Raw genomic sequence first — 24,451 nt, forward strand, 5'->3', positions numbered from 1 at the left:
CGAGTCAGGCCGCCAGCAGCTGCCGCAGCACGTATTGCAGGATGCCGCCGTGCCGGTAGTACTCCGCCTCCGCGGGGGTGTCGATGCGCACGGCCGCCTCGAAGTCGCGCGCAGCCCCGTCATCCGGCGTGACCGTCACGGTCACTCTGGCCGGCGCAGCGGATGCCCCGTCGAGGCCCGAGATCGAGTAGGTCTCCTCGCCCGTGAGGCCGAGGCTCTCGGCAGTGTCACCGGGCAGGAACTGCAGTGGCAGCACCCCCATCCCGATGAGGTTCGACCGGTGGATGCGCTCGAAGCTCGTGGCGAGCACCGCCTTGACCCCGAGCAGGAGCGTGCCCTTCGCCGCCCAGTCGCGGGAGGAGCCCGATCCGTACTCGGCGCCCGCGATCACGAGCAGCGGGACACCGTCATCGAGGTACCGCCGTGAAGCGTCGAAGATGGTCGTCTGCTCCCCGTCGGGGAAGTGCCGCGTGAATCCGCCCTCAACGCCCGGAACGAGTTGGTTGCGCAGTCGGATGTTCGCGAACGTTCCGCGGATCATGACCTCGTGGTTGCCGCGCCTCGAGCCGTACGAGTTGAAGTCCTTCGGGATCACGCCCTGCTCCTGCAGCCACACCCCCGCCGGCGAATCGCGCTTGATGCTCCCGGCCGGGGAGATGTGGTCGGTCGTGACGGAGTCGCCGAGCAGCGCGAGCACGCGGGCGTCCCGGATGTCGCGCAGGGCTTCAGGCTCCCGCGGCATGCCCTCGAAGTACGGGGGCTGCCGCACGTAGGTGGAGGTGTTGTCCCAGGCGAACATGTCGGCATCCGGGATCTCGAGTCCCTGCCAGTTGTGGTCGCCGTCGAAGACGTTCGCGTAGCCCTTCGAGAACATGTCCGCCTCGACGACCTGGCCGACGACCGCCTGCACCTCCTCGACGCTCGGCCAGATGTCGCGCAGGTAGACGTCCTGGCCGTCCTTGCCGACCCCGAGGGAGTCGGTCTGCAGGTCGGTGTTCATCGTCCCGGCGAGAGCGTAGGCGATCACGAGCGGCGGGGAGGCCAGGAAGTTCATCTGCGTCTGAGGGTGGATGCGACCCTCGAAGTTGCGGTTACCGGAGAGCACCGCAGACACGTTGAGATGATGGTCGTCGACCGCCGTCTGGATCTCCGGTATGAGCGGCCCCGAGTTGCCGATGCAGGTCGTGCAGCCGTATCCGACGAGGTCGAAGCCGAGCTGGTTGAGGTAGGGGGTGAGCCCGGCCTTCTCGTAGTAGTCGGTGACGACGCGGGAGCCCGGCGCGAGCGAGGTCTTGACCCAGGGCTTGGAGCTGAGGCCGAGCTCGACCGCCTTCTTCGCCATGAGGCCGGCGCCGATCATGACCTCGGGGTTCGAGGTGTTCGTACAGGAGGTGATCGCCGCGATGACCACGTGGCCGTTGTCGATCGTCGTCTCGCTGTCGCCCACGGTGACCGTGATCGGGTCGGAGAGCCAGGGGACCTCCTTCTGCTTGACCGTCCGGTCGACCGGAAGCGCACTGCGGCTCACATCGCCGAGCGCGATGGGGTCGCTCGCCGGGAAGGACTCGGCGCTCGCCTCATCCAGGCCGACGAGCTCCTCCGGCGCCTTCGACCCTTCGGTGAGGATGGCGCTCACGACCTTGCGGGCCTTGCGCAGCGGGATGCGGTCCTGCGGCCGCTTGGGGCCGGCGATGGATGCTTCAACACTCGCGAGGTCGAGTTCGAGCACGAGCGAGTAGTCGGCCTCGCGGCTCGGATCGTGCCAGAGGCCCTGCTCCTTCGCGTAGGCCTCGACGAGGGCGACCTGTTCCTCCGGGCGACCGGTGAGGCGGAGGTAGGCGAGCGTCTCGTCGTCGATCGGGAAGATCGCGCAGGTCGAGCCGTACTCCGGGCTCATGTTGCCCAGGGTCGCGCGGTTCGCGAGCGGGATCGCGGCCACACCCGGGCCGAAGAACTCGACGAACTTGCCGACCACCCCGGTCTTGCGCAGCAGCTCGGCGACGGTGAGCACGAGGTCGGTCGCCGTGGTCCCCTCGGTCAATGAGCCGGTGAGCTTGACGCCCACGACCGGCGGGACGAGCATGCTCATCGGCTGGCCGAGCATCGCCGCCTCGGCCTCGATGCCGCCGACGCCCCAGCCGAGCACGCCGAGACCGTTGACCATAGGAGTGTGGGAGTCGGTGCCGACGAGGGTGTCGCAGTAGGCCTGGTTCGTGCCTCCGCGCTGTCGCGTGAAGACGACCCGGGAGAGGTACTCGAGGTTCACCTGGTGGCAGATACCGGTGTCCGGCGGCACGACGAGGAAGTCGTCGAAGGCCTGCTGCGCCCAGCGCAGCAGCTGGTAGCGCTCCTGGTTGCGCTGGAACTCGAGGTCGGCGTTGATCCGGAACGCCTTCGGGGTGCCGAACGCGTCGGCGATGACCGAGTGGTCGATCACGAGCTCGGAGGGGATGAGCGGGTTGATCTTCTGCGGGTCGCCGTCGAAGGCGGCCATGGCATCCCGCATCGCGACGAGATCGACGACGCAGGGGACTCCGGTGAAGTCCTGCAGCAGCACGCGCGCCGGGGTGTACTGGATCTCGGCACCGTGCTCGGCGGCCGGATCCCACTCGGCGACGGCTCGAACCTGGTCGGCCGTCACGAGGGTGCCGTCCTCGTTGCGCAGCAGGTTCTCCAGGAGCACCTTGAGGCTGTAGGGGAGCCGCTCGTAGCCCGGGACGGCATCCAGTCGGAAGATCTCGTAGGTCGTGTCGCCGACCGTCAAATCCGCACGCGCGCCGAAACTGTTCATGACTCACTCCTCCGCCCGACCGCCGGAGATGCTCTCACCTTCGGCGGTGATCCTCCTCCCATAGTCCGCTGTTCCTCGGGGGGTGTCAACGCGAGCACCGCCGTGAACAGCTCGGACGTCCGAGTAATAGGCTGGAAGTGAGCGGTCTATCGAAAGCGAGGCCCGAATGGCGGACACACGACGTCCGGCAGGTGCCAGAAAGACCGCGAAGCAGAACGGCGACTCCGCCGACGTGCTTCGCGGATACTACGAGCAGATGGTTCTCGTGCGCGAGTTCGAGCTCCGTGCGAGCGAGATGTATGCGCGGGCGAAGATCGGCGGGTACTGCCACCTCAATCTCGGTGAGGAGGCCACGGTCGTCGGCCTCATGGCGGCCCTCCGCGCCACCGACTACCTGTTCACGACCTACCGCGACCACGGCTACGCGATCGTGCGCGGCATGGACCCCGGCGCGGTCATGGCCGAGCTCTTCGGCAAGACGGCGGGCGTCGTCGGCGGCCGCGGCGGTTCGATGCACATGTTCGATGCCGACCTGCGGATGCTCGGGGGCTACGGAATCGTGGGCGGTCAGATCCCCCCGGCGACGGGCGCCGCATTCGCGATCGACTACCGCAGCAAGGCGGGCAAGAAGGCCGAAGCGGTCATGTGCCTCATGGGTGACGCGACGACCAACATCGGCGCGTTCCACGAGTCGCTCAACCTGGCCGGCCTCTGGAAGCTCCCCATCGTCTACGTCATCGTCAACAACCGGCTCGGGATGGGCACCCCGGTCGAGCTGGCTTCCGCGGAGCCCGACCTCTACAAGCGCGGCTCCGCCTACCGCATCCCCGGCGTCCGCGTCGACGGTGACGATCCCGTCGCTGTGCGGGATGCGGCGATCGCCGCCCTCGAGAAGGCGCGCGCCGACCGGCAGCCGAGCATCCTCGAGACCATGAGCTTCCGCCTCAAGGGGCACTCGGTCGTCGACCCCGCGCGCTACCGCTCGAAGGAGGACAACGAGGAGGCGCAGGCCAACGATCCGGTGCCGGCCTTTCGCAATCGGCTGCTGAAGTCGGGCGCGCTCGACGAGAAGGCTGCCGACGGCATCCACGACGCGATCGAGAAGCGGGTGACGGATGCCGTGGAGTTCGCCGACGCGAGTCCGGATCCGTCGCCCTCCGAGCTGTTCGACGCTGTGTATGCGACGCCGGTGGCGAACGAGTCCAGGGCGTACCCCGGCGATCCGGTCACGGCCGTGGGGTCGGTGGTGTCATGACCGAGCTGACGTACCGCCAGGCGCTCAACGACACCTTGCGCGCAGAGCTCACCCGGGACGAGAACGTGTATCTCATCGGCGAGGAGATCGGCGTCTTCGAGGGCTCGTACAAGATCACCGCGGGGCTGCTGAAGGAGTTCGGGCCGAAGCGCGTCGTCGACACCCCCATCTCGGAGGAGGGGTTCACCGGGGTCGCGATCGGGTCGGCCATGCTGGGCCTGCGGCCCGTCGTCGAGATCATGACGCTCAACTTCTCGCTCATCGCGATCGACCAGATCGTCAACCACGCGGCCAAGATGTACGGGATGTTCGGCGGACGCGTGAAGGTGCCCATGGTCATCCGCACCCCCGGTGGTGGTGGGCAGCAGCTCGCCGCGACGCACTCGCAGAACCTCGAGGTCTGGTACGCGCACATCCCCGGGCTCAAGGTCGTCGCCCCCTCGAACCCGGCCGACGCGAAGGCTCTGCTCACGGCGGCGATCCGGGACGATGACCCGGTGCTGTTCCTGGAGAACCTGGCCCTCTACAACACCAAGGGCGAGGTTCCGGATGGCGAGCAGGTCGCCGAGATCGGCCGTGCCGCCATCGCGAGGGAGGGCACCGACCTCACCGTCGTGAGCTACTCGCGCGGTGTCGTGACGGCCCTCGAAGTCGCAGAGCAGCTGGCGGGGGAGGGGATCTCCATTGAGGTCGTTGACCTGAGAAGCCTGCGCCCGCTCGACCGGGAGACGTTCTGCGAATCCGTGAAGAAGACGAGTCGCGCGGTCATCTTCGAGGACGACATGCTGAGCTACGGCATCGGCGCCGAGATCTCGGCGACGATCGGCGAGGCGGTCTTCGACTGGCTCGACGCTCCCGTACGCCGGGTCGCCGCAGCCGAGGTCCCCCTGCCATACGCGAAGCCGCTCGAACTCGCAGCGATGCCGGATGCTGCGGCGCTCACGAAGGTCATCCACGAGACGCTCGCGGCGAGCGGATACCGGAAGTAGGAGGCTGCCATGTCTGAGGTTGTGATGCCCCGCTTGTCCGACACCATGGAGGAGGGCGAGCTCTCGAAGTGGCTCAAGAACGTCGGGGACCCGGTCGCGAAGGGCGATGTCCTCGCCGAGATCGAGACCGACAAGGCGACCATGGACCTCGAAGCGTTCGAGGCCGGTGTGCTCGAGCAGCAGCTCGTGGAGGCCGGGTCGGTCGTTCCGATCGGAACGCCCGTCGCGGTCATCGGCGATGGGAGCGGTTCGGCGGCGAAGCCCGCTCCCGCACCGGCCGCCGAAACGCCCGCCGAACAGCAGGACACTGGCCCGGTCGAGCCGACGTCTTCTCCGGTCGAGCCGACGTCTTCTCCGGTCGAGCCTGTCGAGACCGGATCTCGGCAGGCTCCGTCCGGGAAGCCTGTGGTTGAGCCGTCGACCCCAGCGGTCGGCAAGCCCAGAACCTCCCCCCTCGCCCGCAAGATCGCGAAAGAACACGGCATCGACCTCGCGGCCCTCACCGGCTCCGGTACGCAGGGCCGCATCGTCCGCGCGGATGTCGAGGCCGCCATCGCAGCGGGTACCGGCATGGCGACCCCGGCAGCACCGGCGACGTCGTCGGGTGCAGCGGCGGCCCCAGCCTCAACTCCCACGCCCGGTACCGACCAGCACCGCGAGGACGAGCGCATCCCGGCCAACCGCCTCCGGTCGGTGGCGGCGAAACGGCTCACCCAGAGTCAGGCGGTACCGCACTTCTTCCTCACGAGCGTCGTGGATGTCGAGAAGCTGCTCGCGTTCCGCGGCCAGGTGAACGAGGCGCTCGCTGCCCAGAATCTCAAGGCGAGCGTCAACGACGTGATCGTGCGGGCGGTCGCGGTCGCGCTGCGGCAGCATCCGGAGGCGAACGCGTCCTGGGTCGACGATGCCGAGGGCCAGGCGGTCGTGCGGCATGCCCGGGTCAACGTCGGGATCGCTGTCGCGACGGATGCCGGACTGCTCGTGCCGGTCATCCGGGACGCCGACCGCAAGACCCTCGGGCAGATCTCCACCGAGACCGTTGCTCTCGCCGAGAAGGCGCGCGATGGCAAGCTCTCCCTCGATGAGATGACCGGCGGGACCTTCAGCGTCTCGAACCTCGGCATGTTCGGCATCGACCAGTTCACGGCAGTCATCAACCCGCCGGAGGCCGCGATCCTCGCGGTCGGTGCGGCCAGCCCGGTGCCGGTGCTGCGCGACGGCGTGCTCGTCGATGTGCCGAAGCTCAGGATCACCCTGACCGTCGACCACCGCGTCATGGACGGTGCGATCGCGGCGGGCTTCCTGCGCGACCTCGTCGGCATCCTCGAGCAGCCCTTGCGGATGCTCCTCTAGCCGGCAGCGAGCAGCCCTGGCGGATCTCGTTAAGCCGGCGGTGGTATTTTTCACCGGGTTCGGCAGTGACACCGTCGCGCGTGCCCGCGTAGCCTACGAACATGGCAACGGCGAGGATGACCGACGCGAAACAAAGCAACCTCATGGCCGGCCGAAGCCGGCTCGGAACAGCGGTTCGCAAGCTGCCTCCCGGGGCCTTCGCCTTCGTGATGGCGACCGGTATCGTCGGGGCAGCGTTCTCGCTGGTCGGTCAGGACGCCATCACCATCGTTCTGCTCGTCATCGCCGTGGTGAGTCTCGCCGCGCTCCTGGGCGCGCTGGTGTGGCGGGTGGTGCGCCATTGGGACCTTGTCTACGCCGACGCCCGCAACCCGGCGATCGCGTTCGGATTCGCGACGATCGTCGCTGCCCTCAACGTCGTCGGCGCGCTCTTCTTCTCGATCGAGCCGGCGGTGACGATCGTTCTCCTGTGCATCAGCGTTCCGTTCTGGCTCGTCCTGACCTACGGCATCGCCGCGGCGATGATGCTGGGTCCGCAGGATGGCGCCCCGGCGCTCAAGGCGAACGGCAGCTGGTTCATCTGGGTGGTCGCGACACAGTCGATCTCGGTCGTGACCGGCATCATCGACCATGGGCTGGAGATCAACATCCTCGGTGTCATCGCGGTCGCGATGTGGAGTATCGGTGTCGTGCTCTACATCGTTCTCACCGTGATCATCACGCTGCGCCTCATGACGACGACACAGGATGCGTTCGGCATCCGGCCGACCTACTGGGTGTACATGGGGGCGACGGCGATCACGGTGTACTCGGGCTGGTCGATCCTGAGCCTGCTCGCGGACCTGCCGATCATCAAAGCCACGCACGACTTCGTGTCGGGGTTCACCTTCATGCTCTGGGCTTTCGGTGTCTGGTGGATTCCGCTGCTCGTCATCTTCGGGCTCTGGCGCCACGCGGTGAAGCGCTACCCGGTGCAGTACGAGTCCGAGCTGTGGAGCATGGTCTTCCCGCTCGGGATGTTCTCGGTCGCGAGCATCCACCTGGGACGACTTCTCGGCCTGCCGATCGTGCACGACCTGGGGATCATCTGCACCTGGATCGCCGGAGTGATGTGGGTCGCGGTGACTGTCCTCATGCTGAAATCGGCCTCCCGCAGGGAGATCCCAGGTGCGACGACGACCGAGAGAATCGCGCAGCATCGCTAGCGAGGCGCGTCCCGGTTAGACTGGTGACGGCTCCCCGTGTGGCGCCATCCAGGCCAACTCCCCCAGGACGGAAACGTAGCAAGGGTAACCGGGCTCTGGCGGGTGCGCGGGGAGTCGTTACATTTTCGGGCAAGCGCTTCACGCGCCCGATACCTCGCTTCGCTCGGCGGACTTCCGCGATGGTTCACGGGGCGCGGCACGTAGGCTGGAAGCGTGGCTCGCTCCATCTACATCACCTCGGCCGAGGGCAACACCGGCAAGTCGACGATCGCACTCGGAGTGCTCGACACCCTCACCCGGTCGATCGAGCGAGTCGGGGTGTTCCGGCCGGTGGCGCGCTCGAGTGCCGAACGCGACTACGTGCTCGAACTCATGCTCGAGCACGACGGGGTCGACCTCGACTACGACCTGTGCGTCGGTGTCGGCTACGAAGACGTCCACAACGATCCGGATGCCGCCCTCGCCACGATCGTCGAACGGTTCAAGGCCGTCGAGGCGCTGTGCGACGCGGTCGTCATCCTCGGCTCCGACTACACGGATGTCGGAACTCCGACCGAGCTCGGCTACAACGCGCGCATCGCCGCGAACCTCGGTGCGCCCGTCGTGCTCGTGCTCGGCGGACGCGTCGGCGAACACGCCGAGGCGCGAACCCCGGATGCCCTGCGCCAGCTCGCCGAGGTCACGGTCGCCGAACTGCATCACGAGCACGCGACGCTGCTCGCCGTCATCGCGAACCGGAGCGACCCGGGCAACGCGGACGACATCCGGGCCGCCATCGGCAGCGTCGTGCCCGCCGGCCAGAACGGTGCCGGCGTGCCGGTCTGGGTGGTCCCCGAGAATCCGGTGCTCGTCGCCCCCACCATGCGGTCCATCATGGAGGCCACCGCGGGCACGCTGCTGAAGGGTGACCCGGAACTCCTGAGCCGGGAGGCCCTCGGCGTCGTCGTCGCCGCCATGGGCATGAACAACGTGTTGCCGAGACTCATCGAGGGTTCCGTCGTCGTGGTCCCCGCCGACCGTACCGAGGTGCTGCTCGCGGTGCTCATGGCCAACGAGTCCGGCACATTCCCCTCCGTCGCGGGCATCGTGCTCAATGGCGGGTTCGAGTTGCCAGAGCCGATCGAGCGGCTCATCGAGGGCATCCGCTCGACGTTGCCGATCATCCGCACCGAGCTCGGCAGCTACGACACGGCGGTGCGCATCACGCGCATCCGGCCGCGCCTGGCCGCCGACTCGCAGCGCAAGCTCGACACTGCACGCTCCATGTTCGAGGAGAACGTCGACGCCGACGAGCTGCTCGGCCTGCTCGACCTCGAACGCACCCCCGTCGTCACCCCGCTCATGTTCGAGTACGGGCTCATCGAGCGCGCGCGCACCGACCGTCGCCACATCGTGCTGCCGGAGGGCGAGGACGACCGCATCCTGCGCGCCGCCGCGACCGTGCTGAGTCGTGGCATCGCCGACCTCACGATCCTCGGCGAGGAGATCGAGGTGCGTTCCCGCGCGATCGGGCTCGGCCTCGACATCCAGAAGGCGGCCGTGCTCAGCTCCTTCGACGACGTGCTGCGGCTGAAGTTCTCGGAGGAATATCACCGGCTGCGAGCGCACAAGGGCGTCACCCTCGATCGGGCGCGCGACACCGTCACCGACCCCTCCTACTTCGGGACTCTCATGGTGCAGCTCGGGCTGGCCGACGGCATGGTCTCCGGCGCCGCGCACACGACGGCGCAGACGGTGCGCCCCGCGTTCGAGATCATCAAGACGAAGGAGGGGGTCTCGATCGTCTCGAGCGTGTTCCTCATGGCGCTCGCCGATCGCGTGCTCGTCTACGGCGACTGCGCGGTCATCCCCGACCCGACCGCCGAGCAGCTCGCCGACATCGCCGTCTCCGCCTCCGAGACCGCGCAGCAGTTCGGTATCGAACCGCGCATCGCGATGCTCTCCTACTCGACCGGCGAGTCAGGGACGGGGGCGGATGTCGACAAGGTCCGCGAGGCGACCGCCATGGTGCGCGAGCGGCTGGCCGGCATCCCCGTCGACGGGCCGATCCAGTACGACGCGGCGGCGGATGCGGCGGTCGCACGGGCGAAGCTGCCCGAGTCCGAGGTGGCCGGGCGCGCGACGGTGTTCATCTTCCCCGACCTCAACACGGGCAACAACACCTACAAGGCGGTGCAGCGCAGTGCCGGTGCCGTCGCGATCGGACCGGTCATGCAGGGGCTGCGTCTGCCGGTCAACGACCTCTCACGCGGGGCGACGGTGCAGGACATCGTCAACACGGTCGCGATCACGGCCATCCAGGCGCAGGCCGCGCGCGCATGAGCCGCGTTCTGGTCGTCAACTCGGGCTCCTCATCGCTCAAGTACCAGCTCATCGAGCTCGACGGCGAACGGGTGCTGGCGTCGGGCCTCGTCGAGCGCATCGGTGAAGCCTCCCTCGCCGACGACTCCCGCAATCCTGTCCCGGATCACACCGCTGCATTCCAAATCATGCTCGAGGGGCTGCGAGAGCAGGGCATCGACCTCGACGAACCTCTTGCCGCAGTCGGGCACCGGGTGGTGCACGGCGGCGAACGGTTCGTCGAGCCGACGATCGTGACCGACGAGGTCAAGCGGGAGATCGATGAGCTCGCAGTGCTCGCTCCACTGCACAACCCGCCGAACCTCGCCGGCATCGTCGCGGCGGAGGCCACCTTCCCGGGTGTGCCGCAGGTCGCCGTGTTCGACACCGCCTTCCATCGGACGCTCCCGCCGGTCGCCCGCACCTACGCGATCGACGCCGACCTCGCGGAGCAGTATGGCATCCGGCGTTTCGGATTCCACGGCATCTCATTCGAGTACATCTCCGGCGAGGCCGCGCGCTTCCTCGGGCGGCCGTCCGCCGACCTCAAGCTCATCGTGTTCCACCTCGGCAATGGCGCGTCGGTGACCGCGGTCGACGGCGGCCGGTCGGTCGAGACGTCGATGGGTCTGACGCCGCTCGAGGGGCTCATGATGGGCACGCGCGGCGGCGACATCGACCCGGGTGCGATCATCCACTTGCAGCGCGAGGGCGGTCTGACCGCGGATGCGATCGACGAGCTCCTCAATCATCAGAGCGGGCTGCTGGGGCTCGGCGGTTTCGGCGACATCCGGGATGTGCAGAAGGCGGCCGCAGCCGGCGACGCTCGCGCGGCGCTCGCCCTCGAGGTGTACCTGCACCGCATCCGGGGCTACCTGGGCGCGTACCTGGCGCAGCTCGGGCGGGCGGATGCGATCGTCTTCACGGCCGGCGTCGGCGAGAACAACGCCGCCGTGCGGGCGGCCGCGCTCGCGGGGCTGGAGAGCTTCGGCATCCGGGTCGACACCACGCGAAACGAGTCGGACTCTCGTGACGCGCGCACGATCTCGACCGACGGATCGGCGATCGACGTGCTCGTGATTCCCACGAACGAGGAACTGGAGATCGCGCGGCAGGCGCTCGCGCTCGTCACCGGACAGCGGGCTGGGGACAGCCCGGCGTAGGGTCAGCGGCGCCCAGTAGCATGGGGTGGTGGTCACCGCCCTGTATCGCCGTTACCGGCCAGAAACGTTCGCCGAGCTGATCGGCCAGTCGCAGGTGACCGAGCCGCTCATGACGGCGCTGCGCACCAACCGGGTCAATCACGCCTATTTGTTCAGCGGGCCCCGCGGATGCGGCAAGACGACGAGCGCGCGCATCCTGGCCCGCTGCCTCAACTGCGTCGAAGGCCCGACCGACACCCCCTGCGGGAAGTGCCCATCCTGTGTCGAACTCTCGCGCGACGGCGGCGGGTCGCTCGATGTCGTCGAGATCGATGCTGCCAGCCACAACGGCGTCGACGACGCGCGGGACCTGCGCGAGCGCGCCGTGTTCGCCCCAGCCCGTGATCGCTACAAGATCTTCATCCTCGACGAAGCGCACATGGTCACACCCCAGGGCTTCAACGCGCTGCTCAAGATCGTCGAGGAGCCGCCCGAGCACGTCAAATTCATCTTCGCGACGACCGAGCCGGAGAAGGTCATCGGCACGATCCGCTCGCGCACGCACCACTACCCCTTCCGGCTCGTGCCGCCCGCTCAGATGCTCGAGTACGTGCAGCAGTTGTGCGAGAGCGAGAAGGTCACCGTCGCACCCGGCGTGCTGCCCCTCGTGGTGCGCGCGGGCGGCGGCTCGGTGCGCGACACGCTCTCACTCCTCGACCAGCTCATCGCCGGCTCCGAGGGCGACTCGATCGAGTACGAACGGGCGGTCGCCCTCCTCGGCTACACCCACGCCTCGCTCCTCGGCGAAGTCATCGACGCCATCGGCGCACGGGATGCCGCCGCCGCATTCTCCGCGGTCGACCGCGTCATCCAGACCGGCCAGGATCCCCGCCGGTTCGTCGAAGACCTCCTCGAGCGGCTTCGCGACCTCATCGTCGTGGCCGCCACCGGTGGCGGGGCCGCAGCGGTGCTGCGCGGCATCCAGCAGGACGAGCTCGACCAGATGGCGGCGCAGGCCTCCCGGTTCGGTGAGGCAGAGCTCAGCAGGGCTGCGGATGTCGTGGCCGGCGCGCTCACCGAGATGACCGGCGCGACCTCCCCCCGCCTGCACCTCGAACTCATGATCGCGCGCGTGCTGGTCCCTGCGTCGGATGCCTCCGCGCGAGGGACACTCGCGCGCGTGGAGCGGCTGGAGCGGAGGGTCGGTGTGGAGGGGGGTGCTGGAGACACTCCTGTGGCATCGCGGGGGAACCCGACAGCCGAGACGGCTGTCGGCGCTGGCGTCGCCGGCGAAGGCGAGAAATCGCCTTCGCCCCGTGGCTCCAGCGCGCCCGTAGACGCCCGCCACACCCGAGGCTCCACTCCACTGCCCGACGACTCGTCGTCGGCGGATTCCGAGTCACCGCTCCCTGAGGAGGGCGGAGCACGTCACGAAGGGAGCCCAGAGAAGACTCCGGCCACCAGCGCCGACAAGGCAGTCACGTTCCAGCAGCTCTCCGACGCCTGGGCCGAGATTCTCGAGGTCGTCGGCAAGAAGAAGCGCGCAGCGTGGGCCGTCGCCTTCACCGCGAAGCCGATGGGTCTCAAGGAGGACGTGCTCGCCCTCGCCTTCCCCAGCCAGAACGACGTCGAGAACTTCAAGAAGCCGCAGGCGGCCGATCAGAGCGTGAGCGAGATCCTGCGGCAGGCCATCATCGAGGTGCTCGGACTCCGCGTGAAGTTCATCGCGAGGGCGGATGCTGCGGCCGCGAACGCCGCCGACGCTGAGCCGGATGCCCCGCCGGCTGAGCCTGGCCCCGACCGTTCGACCGAAGTCGTGCCCGAGCCTCGCCCAGCGGTCGACGCGGAAGGCTGGGCTGTCGCTCCGATCCCATCCGAGAAACCCGCCTCTACTCCGGTCGAGCCTGGATCTCGGCAAGCTCGATCCGAGAAGACTGGTGCTCGATCCGAGAGAGTTCCGGTCGAGCCGGCTTCTTCTCCCGTCGAGCCTCCTGCTTCTCCGGTCGAGCCTCCTGCTTCTCCGGTCGAGCCTGTCGAGACCGCCGAGCCCCGATCTCGGCAAGCTCGATCCGAGAAGGCAGCGAAGTCAGCCCCATCCGGCGGCAAGCAGCGCTATGGCGAGGCCGTCGTGCGCGAGATCCTCGGCGCCAACTTCATCGAGGAGCAGCCCATCGCACCGCGCGTCACTCCGAGTCCGGAGGCCTGACCCGTGTACGAAGGCATCGTCCAGGAACTCATCGACGAGCTCGGCAGGCTTCCCGGTATCGGCCCGAAGTCCGCGCAGCGGATCGCATTCCACATCCTGCAGACCGAGTCCTTCGATGTGTCGCGGCTCGCGGAGGTGCTCGTGGAGGTGCGCGAGAAGGTGCGGTTCTGCGAAGTGTGCGGCAACGTCACCGAACAGGAGCGCTGTACGATCTGCCGTGACCCGCGCCGTTCGGCCACCACGATCTGCGTCGTCGAAGAGGCGAAGGATGTCGCCGCCATCGAGCGCACCCGCGAATTCAGGGGCCTGTACCACGTGCTGGGCGGGGCCATCAGCCCGATCGACGGGGTCGGGCCCGACGACCTCCGCATCCGGCAGCTCATGGAGCGCCTCGCCGACGGCACCGTCACCGAGGTCATCATCGCAACCGACCCGAACCTCGAGGGCGAAGCGACAGCGAGCTACCTCAGCAGGCTCCTCGTCCAGCCGAATCTTCGCGTCACGCGATTGGCGTCCGGGCTGCCGGTCGGCGGCGATCTCGAGTACGCGGACGAGGTGACCCTGGGGCGCGCGTTCGAGGGTCGTCGCGTCGTACAGGGCTGACAGCCGTTCTCTCAGCAAAAGCCGACCTTCATCGCGTAATATATACATATGAATATAAATGAGGGCCGGTTTGCCGGCAAAGTCGCCATAGTCACAGGGTCGGGTTCAGGGATCGGTGCTGCGGTCACGCGCAGGCTCATCGCTGAGGGCGCGAGCGTCGTCGGCGCCGACCTCAACCCGGGTGGCGCGTCGGAGAACTACGTTCCTGTCGTCACCAACGTCACGGTCGAATCCGACCTCGAGGCGGCCGTAGCGACCGCGGTGTCATCGTTCGGCGGCCTGGATCTCGCCTTCAACATCGCGGGGGCGGCCAAGGGTGCGCCGATCGTCGACCATTCCGAGGCTGACTGGGACTTCACCGTCGACCTCGTGCTGAAGGGCGTCTTCCTCAGTACCAAGCACGAAGCTCGCGCCATGAGGAACGGCGGCGCGATCGTCAACGTCTCGAGCCTCAACGCCCACGTTCCCATGTTCGGTGGAAGCGCCTATGCCTCCGCGAAAGCGGGAGTCGAGATGTTCAGCAAGAATGCCGCCCTCGAACTCGGTCGCAGCGGAATCCGGGTGAACGCCATCCTTCCGGGCCTGGTCTCGACGCCGCTGACCTCCGCCTTCAGCGAGAACGAGGTGCTCGCATCCGACTTCAACAGCAAGATCGTGCTCGGCCGCCCGGCCGATCCCGACGAACTCGCCGGCCCGATCCTGTACCTCGCGAGCGAGGACGCCGGGTACATCACCGGAACGAGCCTGGTCGTCGACGGTGGCTGGGAGATCACCGGATACCCGGATCTCAGCAAGTACTAGAGCAGGCCAACCGGGCTCGCCCCGTGCCGAGTCACGTAACCGGCGGCTCGGCCCGTTTAGAATAGGGCGTTACCCCGCAAATCCAGGAGCGTCCGTGAGCCTCATCGTGCAGAAGTACGGCGGATCGTCGGTCGCGGATGCCGTGAGCATCAAGCGCGTGGCGAAGCGCATCGTCGAGACGCGCAAAGCAGGCAACGAGGTCGTCGTCGTCGTCTCGGCCATGGGTGACACGACCGACGAGCTCGTCGACCTCGCGACGGAGGTAGCACCGCTTCCGTCCGGCCGGGAGCTCGACATGCTGCTCACGGCGGGGGAGCGTATCTCGATGGCTCTTCTCGCCATGGCGATCAAGTCGCAAGGCTTCGAAGCGCGTTCCTACACGGGCAGTCAGGCGGGCATGGCGACGGATGCCCGGCACGGCAGCGCGCGCATCGTCGAGGTGAACCCCACGCGCATCCGGGAGGCCATCGACGCCGGGGCCATCGCGATCGTCGCGGGATTCCAGGGCTTCAACCGCGGCACAGGCGACATCACGACCCTCGGTCGCGGTGGGTCGGACACGACGGCCGTCGCGCTCGCCGCAGCACTCGGCGCCGAGGTGTGCGAGATCTACACGGATGTCGACGGCGTGTTCACCGCAGATCCGCGGGTCGTGCCGAGCGCCCGCAAGCTTGCGAAGATCACGAGCGAGGAGATGCTCGAGCTCGCGGCGGCCGGCGCGAAGGTGCTCTATATTCGCGCGGTGGAATATGCCCGGCGGCATGGGGTGACGATTCACGTGCGGTCGTCGTTCAACAATAATGAGGGGACGCTCGTCGTCAATCCGAAGGACGGAGAAACCGTGGAAGAGGCCATGATCGCGGGTATCGCGGTCGATCTCGGCGAGGCGAAGATCACCGTCGTCGGGGTTCCGGACGTCCCGGGCAAGGCGGCGGAGATCTTCACGATCGTCGCGACGACCGAGGCGAACATCGACATGATCGTGCAGAACGTTTCGGCCGCCGACACCGGGCTGACCGACATCTCCTTCACCCTGCCCATGGCCGATGGCGCCCGCGTTATGCAGACCCTGCTCTCGGAGAAGGAGCGGGTCGGATTCGACAGCCTCCAGTACGACGACCAGATCGCGAAGCTCGCGCTCGTCGGTGCGGGCATGCGCACGAGTTCGGGCATCTCCGCGAAGCTCTTCACCGCGCTGTTCGAGGCGGGCGTCAACATCGAGATGATCTCGACGAGCGAGATCCGGATCTCGGTCGTGACGCGCGCCGACACGATCGACGACGCAGTGCGCGCGGTGCACACCGCATTCGAGCTCGATGGCGACGAGCTCGCCGTCGTCCACGCAGGGACCGGCCGATGAGCCGCGGCATCAACATCGGCGTCGTCGGCGCCACCGGCCAGGTGGGCACGGTCGTGCGCCGCCTGCTGGAGGAGCGCGACTTCCCGGTCGCGAGCATCCGGTACTTCGCCTCTGCGCGCTCGGCCGGGACGACGCTGCCCTGGAAGGGCGAGCAGATCACCGTCGAGGATGCCGCGACCGCCGACCCCACCGGTCTCGACGTCGCGATCTTCTCGGCCGGCGCGACGACCTCGAAGGCGCAGGCCCCCCGGTTCGCTGCCGCCGGCGTGACCGTCATCGATAACTCGTCGGGCTTCCGCATGGACCCGGATGTCCCGCTCGTCGTGAGCGAGGTCAACCCGCACGCGATCGCGGACGCCCGCAAGGGGATCATCGCCAACCCGAACTGCACCACCATGGCTGCGATGCCGGTGCTCAAGGTGCTCGACGCCGAGGCCGGACTCGAGCGCCTGATCGTGAGCACGTACCAGGCGGTCTCCGGTGCAGGGCTCGCCGGGGGCGAAGAACTGCTCGCCCAGGCGAAGGCCGCCATCGGGCAGGACGCAGCAGCGCTCGTGCACGACGGCTCGGCGGTCGACTTCCCCGCCGCATCCACGTTCCCGCGCACGATCGCGTTCGACGTCGTCCCCTTCGCGGGCAACCTCGTCGACGACGGCCTGGGGGAGACGGACGAGGAGAAGAAGCTTCGCAACGAGAGCCGCAAGATCCTCGAACTGCCCGAGCTGCTCGTGAGCGGGACCTGCGTTCGCGTGCCCGTCTTCACCGGCCATTCACTTTCGATCAACGCCGAGTTCGCGCGGCCGCTCTCCGTCGCGCGCGCGACCGAGCTGCTCGCGGATGCCCCCGGCGTCCAGCTCTCAGACGTTCCGACCCCGCTCCAGGCGGCCGGGACCGACCCGAGCTATGTCGGCCGCATCCGGCAGGACGAGGGTGTGCCGAACGGTCGCGGTCTCGCCCTGTTCATCAGCAACGACAACCTGCGCAAGGGCGCCGCGCTCAATGCGGTGCAGATCGCAGAGCTCGTCGCTGCGACCCTCATCCCCGCCTAGCTCGTCGCCCCGTCGGCACCCCCTTGCCCCGCCCAACCTGTCCCAAATGAAGGCATTTCGTGAAGGGGGCCGTCCGCTGCCCCGCGGCGCCGTTGTCCCGGTACGGGAATGCCTTCATTTGGGACAAGCGACGAGGCAGCGAGGTGGAAAGCGGCGGCAGTTTCGCGACACTAAACTGGAGCAGTGAGCCCCGCAAACCCGATCGACGTCGCGCTCATCGGCGGCGGCATCATGAGCGCAACACTCGGAACCATCCTCAAGCAGCTCGAGCCGGGTTGGAGCATCCGCATCTTCGAGGCGCTGCCCGAGGTCGGGCAGGAGAGCTCGAACCCGTGGAACAACGCCGGCACCGGTCACTCTGCTCTCTGTGAGCTCAACTACACCAAGGATCTCCCCGACGGCACCATCGACATCTCGAGCGCCGTCAAGATCAACGAACAGTTCCAGGTCTCCCGCCAGTTCTGGTCCTACCTCGTGAAGAAGGACTTCCTTCCCGCCCCCGAGGACTTCATCAGCCCCGTCCCGCACATGAGCTTCGTCTGGGGCGATGACAACGTCGCCTTCCTCAAGCGTCGATTCGACGCGCTCAAGGACCACCCGCTGTTCGCCGGCATGGAGTACAGCGAGGATCCTGCGGTCATCTACTCCTGGGCGCCGACGCTCATGGCGGGCCGCCCGAAGTCGCAGCACATCGCGGCCACCCGCATGGAAGCCGGAACCGATGTCGATTTCGGCGCGCTGACCCGCGACCTCACCTCCTACCTGACTGCGAACGGCGCCGTGCTGAGCACGGATGAGAAGGTGACGGGCCTGCATCGGATGCGCGACGGGCTGTGGCGTATTCGACTTCGCCGCGCGATCGGCAAGAGTCCGTCGACCGTGCACGCGCGCTTCGTCTTCGTCGGTGCGGGCGGCGGGGCGCTGAAGCTCCTGCAGAAGTCCGGCATTCCGGAGGCACGTGGCTACGGCGGCTTCCCGGTGAGCGGCCAGTTCCTGCGCACCGACAATCCTGCGCTCGTCGCGAAGCATCGTGCGAAGGTCTACGGCAAGGCGTCGGTCGGAGCGCCGCCCATGTCGGTTCCGCACCTGGACACCCGCGTCGTCGACGGCACCGCGAGCCTCATGTTCGGCCCCTATGCCGGGTTCAGCCCGAAGTTCCTGAAAACCGGCTCCTGGCTCGACCTGCCTCTCTCGATCCGCCCCGGCAACATCATCCCGATGCTCGCGGCCTTCAAGGACAACCTCGACCTCTCCTGGTACCTCATCACCCAGTTGCTCGCGGGCAAGCGCACGAAGTTCGCGGCGTTGCGTGAGTTCATGCCGGATGCGCGGCCGTCCGACTGGTATCAGATCACCGCCGGCCAGCGCGTCCAGGTGATCAAGAAGGATGCGAAGAAGGGCGGCATCCTGCAGTTCGGCACCGAGGTGGTCACCGGGGCTGCCGGATCGATTGCGGGTCTGCTCGGAGCATCCCCGGGAGCCTCCACCGCCGTGCCGATCATGCTCGACCTCATCGGGCGGTGCTTCCCGGACCGCTTGGAGGCGTGGACCCCTGGCCTCCGCACGATGATCCCGAGCTACGGCAAGAACCTCTCGGATGCCCCGGCGCTCGTCGGAAAGACCCTCGCAGCGACCGCGAAAGTTCTCGAGCTCAACTAGACCTCAACCCCAGTTCGGGGCACAGAGACCCCGGGGCCGAGGGGTTCTCGACGAAATCCCGCACAATTCGGGGTACAGTCTTGGGGCAAACGGTGACATACTCAGGGACACGTACCACCCGAGCGGAAGTTAGCCGACGTGTCGTTAGGACTGCCAGCACACCTCGCACCCCAGGCGGTTCGGCGTTCCCTGGTCGCGGCCCAGCGCACCGTGTCGATCACCCTGCTGTGCGTCGCCCTGTTCTCCACCCTCGTACTCCAGAGCGCCCGTGTCGACTCGATGCTGTGGCCGGCGGCGCTCGCTCTCCTTGCCCCGATCGGGATTCTCCTCCTCCGCGACCGCGACCGGCCCAGCTGGTGGCTGGCGGGGTACCTTCTCATCGGGGGGTTCGCGGTCTATGTCCACGCCCTGGTGCTGGTCAGCCAGCCGATCCCCATCGTCGACGGTGACGGATTCTCGTTCCTTGCGGTCAAGGTGGCACTCATCATGGTGGGGGGAGCGGTGTTGGGCGTCGGCCCCGGCCTGGCCTGGTCGACGGCCGGCTACGTCGTCGCGGAGGCTGCGATCGGGGTCGCTCTCCTGCAGGCAGGGCTGCCGCTGCACCTCGATGCTCCTGCGTTCTTCGCCTACCTGGCGACCATGGTGGTCATCCCGCTCGTCGGTTATGTGCACCGGCGTCAGCTCGGTGCGCAGCCGCGGCTGCACCGCGCGGCGCAGGACGAACAGGTCGCCGCTTTGCGCTATCGCATCGAGGTGAAGGCGGCGACCCTCATGCACGATACCGTGCTCAACAACCTCGCGGCGCTCGCCGACTCCTCGGGGGATCGACTCGATCCGACCCTGCGCCGCCAGATCCAGGAGGATGTCGATTCCCTCGTCGGCGAGGAGTGGCTTGCCGACTCGTCGGACGCCGTCGACGAGAAGATCCGCCTCGACTGGCAGCACAGCGGGCTCTTCACGGCCATCCAGGAGAGCCGGCTGCTGGGGCTCGAGGTGGATACGACGGGGGACCTCGCGGCGGTCGGCCGTCTCGACCGGGAGAGTTCGATAGCGCTCGGCCTGGCCGTCAAGCAGTGCCTTGTGAACGTCCTCAAGCACTCCGGTACCACCTACGCTGAGGTCGCCGTATACGGTTCGGATACCGCCCTCTCCGTCATGGTGGTCGACAACGGCGCCGGATTCTCCGAGGCTGCGACGGGCGCAGACCGACTGGGCCTGCGATCGTCGGTGCGCAAGCGTATCGAACTCCTCGGCGGCCAGGTCAACGTCTGGTCGACACCGGGCCGTGGCACCTCCATCATGATCAAGGTCCCCGTCGCCGGGCATGAGGGCGCGACCACCGTCCCGTCCGCGGTCGCGACAGGACCGGTCTCGACAGGGCCGGTCACGCTCGGAGGCGACACGCCATGACCGGTCTGGAGCGTACGAGGCAGCAACTCGATCCGGTGGGCACCCTCGGCAACCGGATGCTCGTTCTCGTGCTCGCGGTCGGAGCGTTCTACTACGGCATCGTCATGACGGTTCGATCGCTCGACCAGGTGTCGAGCCTGCCGCTCGCCATCCTCGCGCTCCTATGGCTCGCGGCGGCCTCCATCACCGTCGTGGTCGCGACATCGCCGACCCGGGCCCCGTTCACGAGATCCGGCCACGTCGTCGTCCATCTGCTCGCGCTCGGGGCGGTCACCCTCTCGGTCGCGAGCCAGTGGGGAACGAACCAGCGGATCCAGGACGATTTCGGGCCCATGGCACTCGGGTTCCTCATGCTCGCGATCGGCCCCTATCGGCCGGCCACGGAACTCGCGTCGGCGGGAAGCCTCTCCGCCGTCTTCGTCGGCTTCGTGACCCTCCTCGAAGTGCCGGCGCTCCAGTCGGCCACTCCTCCGGTCGCCTTCGTCATCGTCGGGATGACGCCCGTGCTCGCACTCTCCTACGCGTCCGCCTCCTACTCCGGTCGGCTCGTCGAGTCGCTCGAACGCTGGCAACGACGTGCCATGCACTCCGTGACATCGCGCACCAGTCGCCTGCGTGACGGCATCACGCGTTCGGTGCGGCATAACCGGGTGATGATCCTGGGCCGGGATGTGCTTCCCTTCTTCAACTCGGTGCTCGAGCGGGAGAACGTGACCCAGGATGATCGGGTGCGAGCCCGGGAGATCGCCGAGTCCCTTCGCTCCCTCATGGTCGCCGAAGCCGACCGCACCTGGCTGGAGGTCATCGCCGGTGACGACGGGTTGGAGGCCGAGCGCCTCCAGCGCGCCGTCATCGACCCGGCGGGGCGAGCATCCGCCATGGTCACCGACCAGAGGACCGTGCTGCGGGCGCTCATCGTGGCGATCCTCGACGAACCGGCGTTCGTCGGGAACACCCTGAGGATCGAGCTCGGGGGTCGCGGAACGGTGTGTCGTGGTGCCCTGACTGCACGGCTCGAAACGACCGATTCCTTCGTCCGCTCTGCGTTCGCTCCCTACTTCGCGGTCATGCGGATTGTCTTCTCGAGCCTGCAGGTCGACTTCCAGGACCTGACACTGACAATAGGATTCACCTATGAGCAGCGTTGACCCGAGCATGCCCACGCCCGCCGGGACCGCGGAGGGGCGTGCCCCGATCAGACTCGCGGTGCTCGACGACCACGAAGTGCTGCTCGACAGCCTGGACAGCTGGATCGCGTCGAACGCCCCGGATTTCGACCTCGTGCTGAGCGCCCAGACCTGGCTCGAGCTCGTGCACAGCGACAACTTCCCGACCGAACTGGTCTTCCTCGACTTCCAGCTCAAAGAGTCGGTCTCCATCGAAGCGCGCGTGCGGACCTGTCGCGCGGCCGGGGCGAAGGTCATCGTCCTGAGCAGTCTGGACACGCGGGAGGCGCGCGAGCGGGCCCTCGCCGCGGGGGCATCCGATTTCCTGTCCAAGTCGCTGCCGATGCGCGAGGTCATGGACACCGCGCGCCGCATCATGGGAATGGACGTCGGCTCTCACGAGCAGAAGGACTGGCGACCGCTTCCGGTCGGGGCCGTCCTCCAGGCGAGGCCGAAGCTGAGCCCAGGCGAGGAGGAGGCGCTCACGCTCTACGTTTCCGGCCTGAGCACAGCCGAGGTGGCGGAGAATATGAACGTGCAGTATGAGACGGCGAAGACGTATCTTCGGCGCGTACGGGAGAAGTACGCGAAGGCGAACAGACCGGCCAGCAAGAAGGCGGACCTCATCCTTCGGGCGGCCGAGGACGGATACCTGGAGTAGTGGCGAAGCTGTACTTCCGTTACGGGGCGATGAACAGCGGCAAGAGCACCAACATGCTCCAGGCCGCCTACAACTACGAGGAGCGCGGCCAGCAGGTGCTGCTCGCCAAGCCGCAGATCGACACCAAGGGAGACACCGATATCGTCTCCCGTCTGGGTGTGCGCCGGCCGGTCGACTTCGTGATCGCACCTGACGACGACCTGTGGGCGCTGTTCGCCGAGGAGCGGGCGAAGCTCGAGGTGGCGACCGGGAAGCCGCTCAACTGCCTCCTCGTCGATGAGGCGCAGTTTCTCACCGAAACCCAGGTCGACGACCTGCTGCGCATCGCGATCCTCGCCGACGTCCCCGTGCTGGCGTACGGCATCCGCACCGACTTCCAGACGGTCGCCTTCCCGGGCAGCAGACGGCTGCTGGAGATCGCGCACTCGCTCGAGGAGCTCAAGACGATCTGCCGCTGCGGCCGCAAAGCGGTGTTCAACACCCGCACGGTCGGCGGGCAGTACATCTTCGACGGCGACCAGGTGGCGATCGAGGACGGCGTGGATGTCGTGTACGAGTCGCTCTGCGGCGCCTGCTACCTCGAAGAGAGCGGCGGTGTGTTCAACCGGGGCCGCCGGGTGTTGTCCGAGCCGCTCGGCACCGCCTACAACTCGGCGCCCGACTCCGACTTCGCCTGAGCCGGGTTTCGATACATCGCCGCGTGGAGCGGTCCCGCCGCCATCAGCTTGACGCCCGCTCGAGCTGCTCGACATCCCGGTACAGGCATTCCACCAGGGCGTATGCCGGACAGGATGGCCCGTCGGTGCCGTCGGTCGAGGCCACGCGGGCGAACTCGCCGTGAGCTTTCGACAGCAGGATCGCGAACTCCTCGTCCTTGACGATGCACTGTTCCGTGTCGAGCCATTCGCGGAGAAGCTTCTCGACGTCCTGGTGGTAGACATGCGCGTCAGACCACACCATCGCCACGATGCCGGCGATCTGTTCCTCGCGGGGTGCCGGGCCACCACCATCCATCACGGGGAATTGCTGAACCGGCTTCGGCTTCTTCCTCTTCATCTGGTCACTCCCGGATGCTCTGGGTCGATGAGGTCGGCGTACTCGGGGTGGTGCTCGATGAAGGTGCGCACGATCGGGCACCTGATGGTGACCGTCTTTCCGTGCGCGCGTACGTCGTCGAGTACACGTCGGATGAGCTCGGTGGCGATGCCCTGTTTGCGGAACTCGGGGAACACCGAGGTGGCCAGCAGCACCAGGCGACCATCGCCGGCGACGCTGTAGGGCATGCCGGCGATCTCGCGGTCACCGACGATCGCCTCGTAGATGCCCGCTTTCTCATCGTTGACGACGGCGAAGTCGAATGCGGGGGCACGGGGATCGTCGATCACCTCGTCGATGAGGACGACCTGATCCTGGCTGAGGGTGCCTTTCCCGTCGGGGTATCCGGCCTCATCGGGGTACTCGAAGTCGTAGCGGCTCGACCGGGTCGGGTCTGTCATAGGGTGTCCTTTCGTCTGCTCGTTCGTGCGGGGTGCGTCTTTACGGACGAACCCGGATGATCGTCTTTCCCTTGGATCGCTCGGTCGGGTTGAGGGCGGCGACGGCGTCGTCCAGAGTCGCGACGTTGCCGATGTTCGTCCGCAGTCGTCCGTCTCGCACCCGCTGGACGATCTCACCCAGTTGGGCACGATCGGACTCGACGACGAAGTCGACGGCCAGACCGTCCTCGGGCCATGCCTCGGCCGGCCCGGTAATGGACACCAATGTTCCTCCGGCCCGGATCAGGCCTGCGGACCGCTTCTGGATGTCACCGCCGATGACATCGAAGACCAGATCGACTCTGCCGATGTCCTCCAGGGCATCGCTGTCGAGGTCGACGAACTCATGCGAGCCGAAGTCGAACGCTTTCTGACGATCGGCGGCTCGTCCGGTGCCGATGACATGGGCGCCGGCCTCGCGCGCGAGTTGGGTGACCATCGTCCCGACCGCGCCGGCCGCGCCGTGCGCGAGGACGCTCTGCCCTGCCTGGAGACGGCCGTGCACGAACAGGCCCTGCCACGCGGTGAGGCCCGAGATCGGCAGGCTCGCGCCCGCCGTGAAGTCGGCGTCGCCCGGAAGCGGCGCGAGGTTGCGTGCCTCGATCGCCACATACTCCGCCAGGGTGCCGTCGCGATGCCAGTCCGAGAGGCCGAACACCCGTTGCCCCACCGACAGTCCGGTCGTGCCATAGCCGAGGGCGGTGACCACCCCGGCCAGTTCGTGCCCGAGGATCGACGGCGTTCGATCCTGACCGGCGCGATCGATCCAGGTCGACGGCCACGTCACCTCAGTCGGAACGAACCCCGAGGCGTGAACCTCGACGATGACGTCGTTGATCGCCGCCCGCGGCTCCGGGCGCTCCATCAGCATCATCCCGGCCGCCCCCGCGGCCTGATCCGTCGCCACAATCGCCTTCATTCGGCAC

General features: G+C 67.6%; 20 protein-coding genes and 1 other RNA gene. 17 read left to right on the forward strand and 4 right to left on the reverse strand.

Going from position 1 to position 24,451, the window contains the following annotated elements; all coding sequences use genetic code 11:
* Window positions 1–4: 4 nt before the first annotated feature.
* A complete protein-coding gene (gene acnA / locus ABD678_RS05705) occupies window positions 5–2,791 on the reverse strand; it encodes an aconitate hydratase AcnA (RefSeq protein WP_344754627.1) in 2,787 nt (928 codons plus the stop codon).
* A gap of 166 nt (window positions 2,792–2,957) precedes the next feature.
* Between acnA and pdhA the strand changes: the two genes are divergently transcribed.
* The 17 genes from pdhA (at window position 2,958) to ABD678_RS05790 (ending at window position 22,667) form a co-directional block, all read left to right on the forward strand.
* Window positions 2,958–4,046, forward strand: coding sequence for a pyruvate dehydrogenase (acetyl-transferring) E1 component subunit alpha (pdhA, locus tag ABD678_RS05710; protein ID WP_344754629.1), 1,089 nt, complete (start codon window positions 2,958–2,960; stop codon window positions 4,044–4,046).
* Entirely contained in the window at window positions 4,043–5,035 is a 993-nt protein-coding gene (locus tag ABD678_RS05715; protein ID WP_344754631.1) for an alpha-ketoacid dehydrogenase subunit beta, read from the forward strand. The genes pdhA and ABD678_RS05715 overlap by 4 nt, the downstream gene beginning before the upstream one ends.
* A 9-nt stretch (window positions 5,036–5,044) precedes the next feature.
* Window positions 5,045–6,388 carry a dihydrolipoamide acetyltransferase family protein gene (locus ABD678_RS05720; RefSeq protein ID WP_344754633.1) on the forward strand — a complete coding sequence of 448 codons (1,344 nt, stop codon included), beginning with the start codon at window positions 5,045–5,047 and terminating at the stop codon, window positions 6,386–6,388.
* A 101-nt stretch (window positions 6,389–6,489) separates the two neighbouring features.
* On the forward strand, window positions 6,490–7,593 hold the full coding sequence (locus ABD678_RS05725; RefSeq protein WP_344754635.1) for a tellurite resistance/C4-dicarboxylate transporter family protein: 1,104 nt from the start codon (window positions 6,490–6,492) through the stop codon (window positions 7,591–7,593).
* A 25-nt stretch (window positions 7,594–7,618) separates the two neighbouring features.
* Window positions 7,619–7,715: signal recognition particle sRNA small type (gene ffs, locus ABD678_RS05730), an RNA gene on the forward strand.
* Between the two features lie 91 nt (window positions 7,716–7,806).
* Complete coding sequence (pta, locus tag ABD678_RS05735; protein WP_344754637.1) at window positions 7,807–9,915, forward strand: phosphate acetyltransferase; 2,109 nt, start codon at window positions 7,807–7,809, stop codon at window positions 9,913–9,915.
* Window positions 9,912–11,096: an acetate/propionate family kinase gene (locus ABD678_RS05740; protein WP_344754639.1), complete on the forward strand. Its 1,185-nt coding sequence runs from the start codon at window positions 9,912–9,914 to the stop codon at window positions 11,094–11,096. Before pta ends, ABD678_RS05740 begins: the two co-directional genes overlap by 4 nt.
* A 28-nt stretch (window positions 11,097–11,124) precedes the next feature.
* Entirely contained in the window at window positions 11,125–13,281 is a 2,157-nt protein-coding gene (locus tag ABD678_RS05745; protein WP_344754641.1) for a DNA polymerase III subunit gamma and tau, read from the forward strand.
* A 3-nt stretch (window positions 13,282–13,284) separates the two neighbouring features.
* The gene (gene recR, locus ABD678_RS05750) at window positions 13,285–13,884 is read left to right on the forward strand and encodes a recombination mediator RecR (protein WP_344754643.1); all 600 of its coding nucleotides are present in this window, start codon (window positions 13,285–13,287) and stop codon (window positions 13,882–13,884) included.
* A gap of 48 nt (window positions 13,885–13,932) precedes the next feature.
* Complete coding sequence (locus ABD678_RS05755; protein WP_344754645.1) at window positions 13,933–14,685, forward strand: SDR family NAD(P)-dependent oxidoreductase; 753 nt, start codon at window positions 13,933–13,935, stop codon at window positions 14,683–14,685.
* A gap of 94 nt (window positions 14,686–14,779) precedes the next feature.
* Complete coding sequence (locus ABD678_RS05760) at window positions 14,780–16,045, forward strand: aspartate kinase (RefSeq protein WP_344754647.1); 1,266 nt, start codon at window positions 14,780–14,782, stop codon at window positions 16,043–16,045.
* Window positions 16,042–17,094, forward strand: coding sequence for an aspartate-semialdehyde dehydrogenase (locus tag ABD678_RS05765; RefSeq protein ID WP_344754649.1), 1,053 nt, complete (start codon window positions 16,042–16,044; stop codon window positions 17,092–17,094). The genes ABD678_RS05760 and ABD678_RS05765 overlap by 4 nt, the downstream gene beginning before the upstream one ends.
* A 183-nt stretch (window positions 17,095–17,277) precedes the next feature.
* The gene (locus tag ABD678_RS05770) at window positions 17,278–18,753 is read left to right on the forward strand and encodes a malate:quinone oxidoreductase (protein ID WP_344754651.1); all 1,476 of its coding nucleotides are present in this window, start codon (window positions 17,278–17,280) and stop codon (window positions 18,751–18,753) included.
* Between the two features lie 138 nt (window positions 18,754–18,891).
* Window positions 18,892–20,163 (forward strand): sensor histidine kinase, encoded by a 1,272-nt coding sequence (locus ABD678_RS05775; RefSeq protein WP_344754653.1) that lies wholly within the window; start codon window positions 18,892–18,894, stop codon window positions 20,161–20,163.
* Window positions 20,160–21,311, forward strand: coding sequence for a hypothetical protein (locus tag ABD678_RS05780; protein WP_344754655.1), 1,152 nt, complete (start codon window positions 20,160–20,162; stop codon window positions 21,309–21,311). Before ABD678_RS05775 ends, ABD678_RS05780 begins: the two co-directional genes overlap by 4 nt.
* Window positions 21,298–21,990 (forward strand): response regulator transcription factor, encoded by a 693-nt coding sequence (locus tag ABD678_RS05785; protein ID WP_344754657.1) that lies wholly within the window; start codon window positions 21,298–21,300, stop codon window positions 21,988–21,990. The genes ABD678_RS05780 and ABD678_RS05785 overlap by 14 nt, the downstream gene beginning before the upstream one ends.
* Entirely contained in the window at window positions 21,990–22,667 is a 678-nt protein-coding gene (locus ABD678_RS05790) for a thymidine kinase (RefSeq protein WP_344754659.1), read from the forward strand. The genes ABD678_RS05785 and ABD678_RS05790 overlap by 1 nt, the downstream gene beginning before the upstream one ends.
* A 43-nt stretch (window positions 22,668–22,710) precedes the next feature.
* Here ABD678_RS05790 and ABD678_RS05795 read toward each other — a convergent pair whose 3' ends face one another.
* Genes ABD678_RS05795 through ABD678_RS05805 form a run of 3 tightly spaced genes read right to left on the reverse strand, consistent with a single transcriptional unit; the run spans window position 22,711 to window position 24,444 of the window.
* The gene (locus ABD678_RS05795; RefSeq protein ID WP_344754661.1) at window positions 22,711–23,046 is read right to left on the reverse strand and encodes a hypothetical protein; all 336 of its coding nucleotides are present in this window, start codon (window positions 23,044–23,046) and stop codon (window positions 22,711–22,713) included.
* Window positions 23,043–23,486, reverse strand: coding sequence for a GNAT family N-acetyltransferase (locus ABD678_RS05800; protein WP_344754663.1), 444 nt, complete (start codon window positions 23,484–23,486; stop codon window positions 23,043–23,045). Before ABD678_RS05800 ends, ABD678_RS05795 begins: the two co-directional genes overlap by 4 nt.
* Window positions 23,487–23,526: 40 nt before the next feature.
* Window positions 23,527–24,444 carry an NADP-dependent oxidoreductase gene (locus ABD678_RS05805; RefSeq protein ID WP_344754665.1) on the reverse strand — a complete coding sequence of 306 codons (918 nt, stop codon included), beginning with the start codon at window positions 24,442–24,444 and terminating at the stop codon, window positions 23,527–23,529.
* Window positions 24,445–24,451 lie beyond the last annotated feature (7 nt).

It is taken from the genome of Leifsonella bigeumensis, assembly GCF_039537265.1.
In the GTDB taxonomy this organism is placed as follows: Bacteria; Actinomycetota; Actinomycetes; order Actinomycetales; family Microbacteriaceae; genus Terrimesophilobacter; species Terrimesophilobacter bigeumensis.

Bases quoted from the DNA above. Each gene is read 5' to 3' on its own strand.
- acnA (WP_344754627.1), bottom strand. From the start codon at position 2,791: ATGAACAGTTTCGGCGCGCGTGCGGATTTGACGGTCGGCGACACGACC.
- ABD678_RS05755 (WP_344754645.1), top strand. From the start codon at position 13,933: ATGAATATAAATGAGGGCCGGTTTGCCGGCAAAGTCGCCATAGTCACA.
- ABD678_RS05780 (WP_344754655.1), top strand. From the start codon at position 20,160: ATGACCGGTCTGGAGCGTACGAGGCAGCAACTCGATCCGGTGGGCACC.
- ABD678_RS05715 (WP_344754631.1), top strand. From the start codon at position 4,043: ATGACCGAGCTGACGTACCGCCAGGCGCTCAACGACACCTTGCGCGCA.
- ABD678_RS05800 (WP_344754663.1), bottom strand. From the start codon at position 23,486: ATGACAGACCCGACCCGGTCGAGCCGCTACGACTTCGAGTACCCCGAT.
- ABD678_RS05740 (WP_344754639.1), top strand. From the start codon at position 9,912: ATGAGCCGCGTTCTGGTCGTCAACTCGGGCTCCTCATCGCTCAAGTAC.
- ABD678_RS05805 (WP_344754665.1), bottom strand. From the start codon at position 24,444: ATGAAGGCGATTGTGGCGACGGATCAGGCCGCGGGGGCGGCCGGGATG.
- ABD678_RS05725 (WP_344754635.1), top strand. From the start codon at position 6,490: ATGGCAACGGCGAGGATGACCGACGCGAAACAAAGCAACCTCATGGCC.
- ABD678_RS05785 (WP_344754657.1), top strand. From the start codon at position 21,298: ATGAGCAGCGTTGACCCGAGCATGCCCACGCCCGCCGGGACCGCGGAG.
- ABD678_RS05765 (WP_344754649.1), top strand. From the start codon at position 16,042: ATGAGCCGCGGCATCAACATCGGCGTCGTCGGCGCCACCGGCCAGGTG.
- ABD678_RS05795 (WP_344754661.1), bottom strand. From the start codon at position 23,046: ATGAAGAGGAAGAAGCCGAAGCCGGTTCAGCAATTCCCCGTGATGGAT.
- ABD678_RS05720 (WP_344754633.1), top strand. From the start codon at position 5,045: ATGTCTGAGGTTGTGATGCCCCGCTTGTCCGACACCATGGAGGAGGGC.
- pdhA (WP_344754629.1), top strand. From the start codon at position 2,958: ATGGCGGACACACGACGTCCGGCAGGTGCCAGAAAGACCGCGAAGCAG.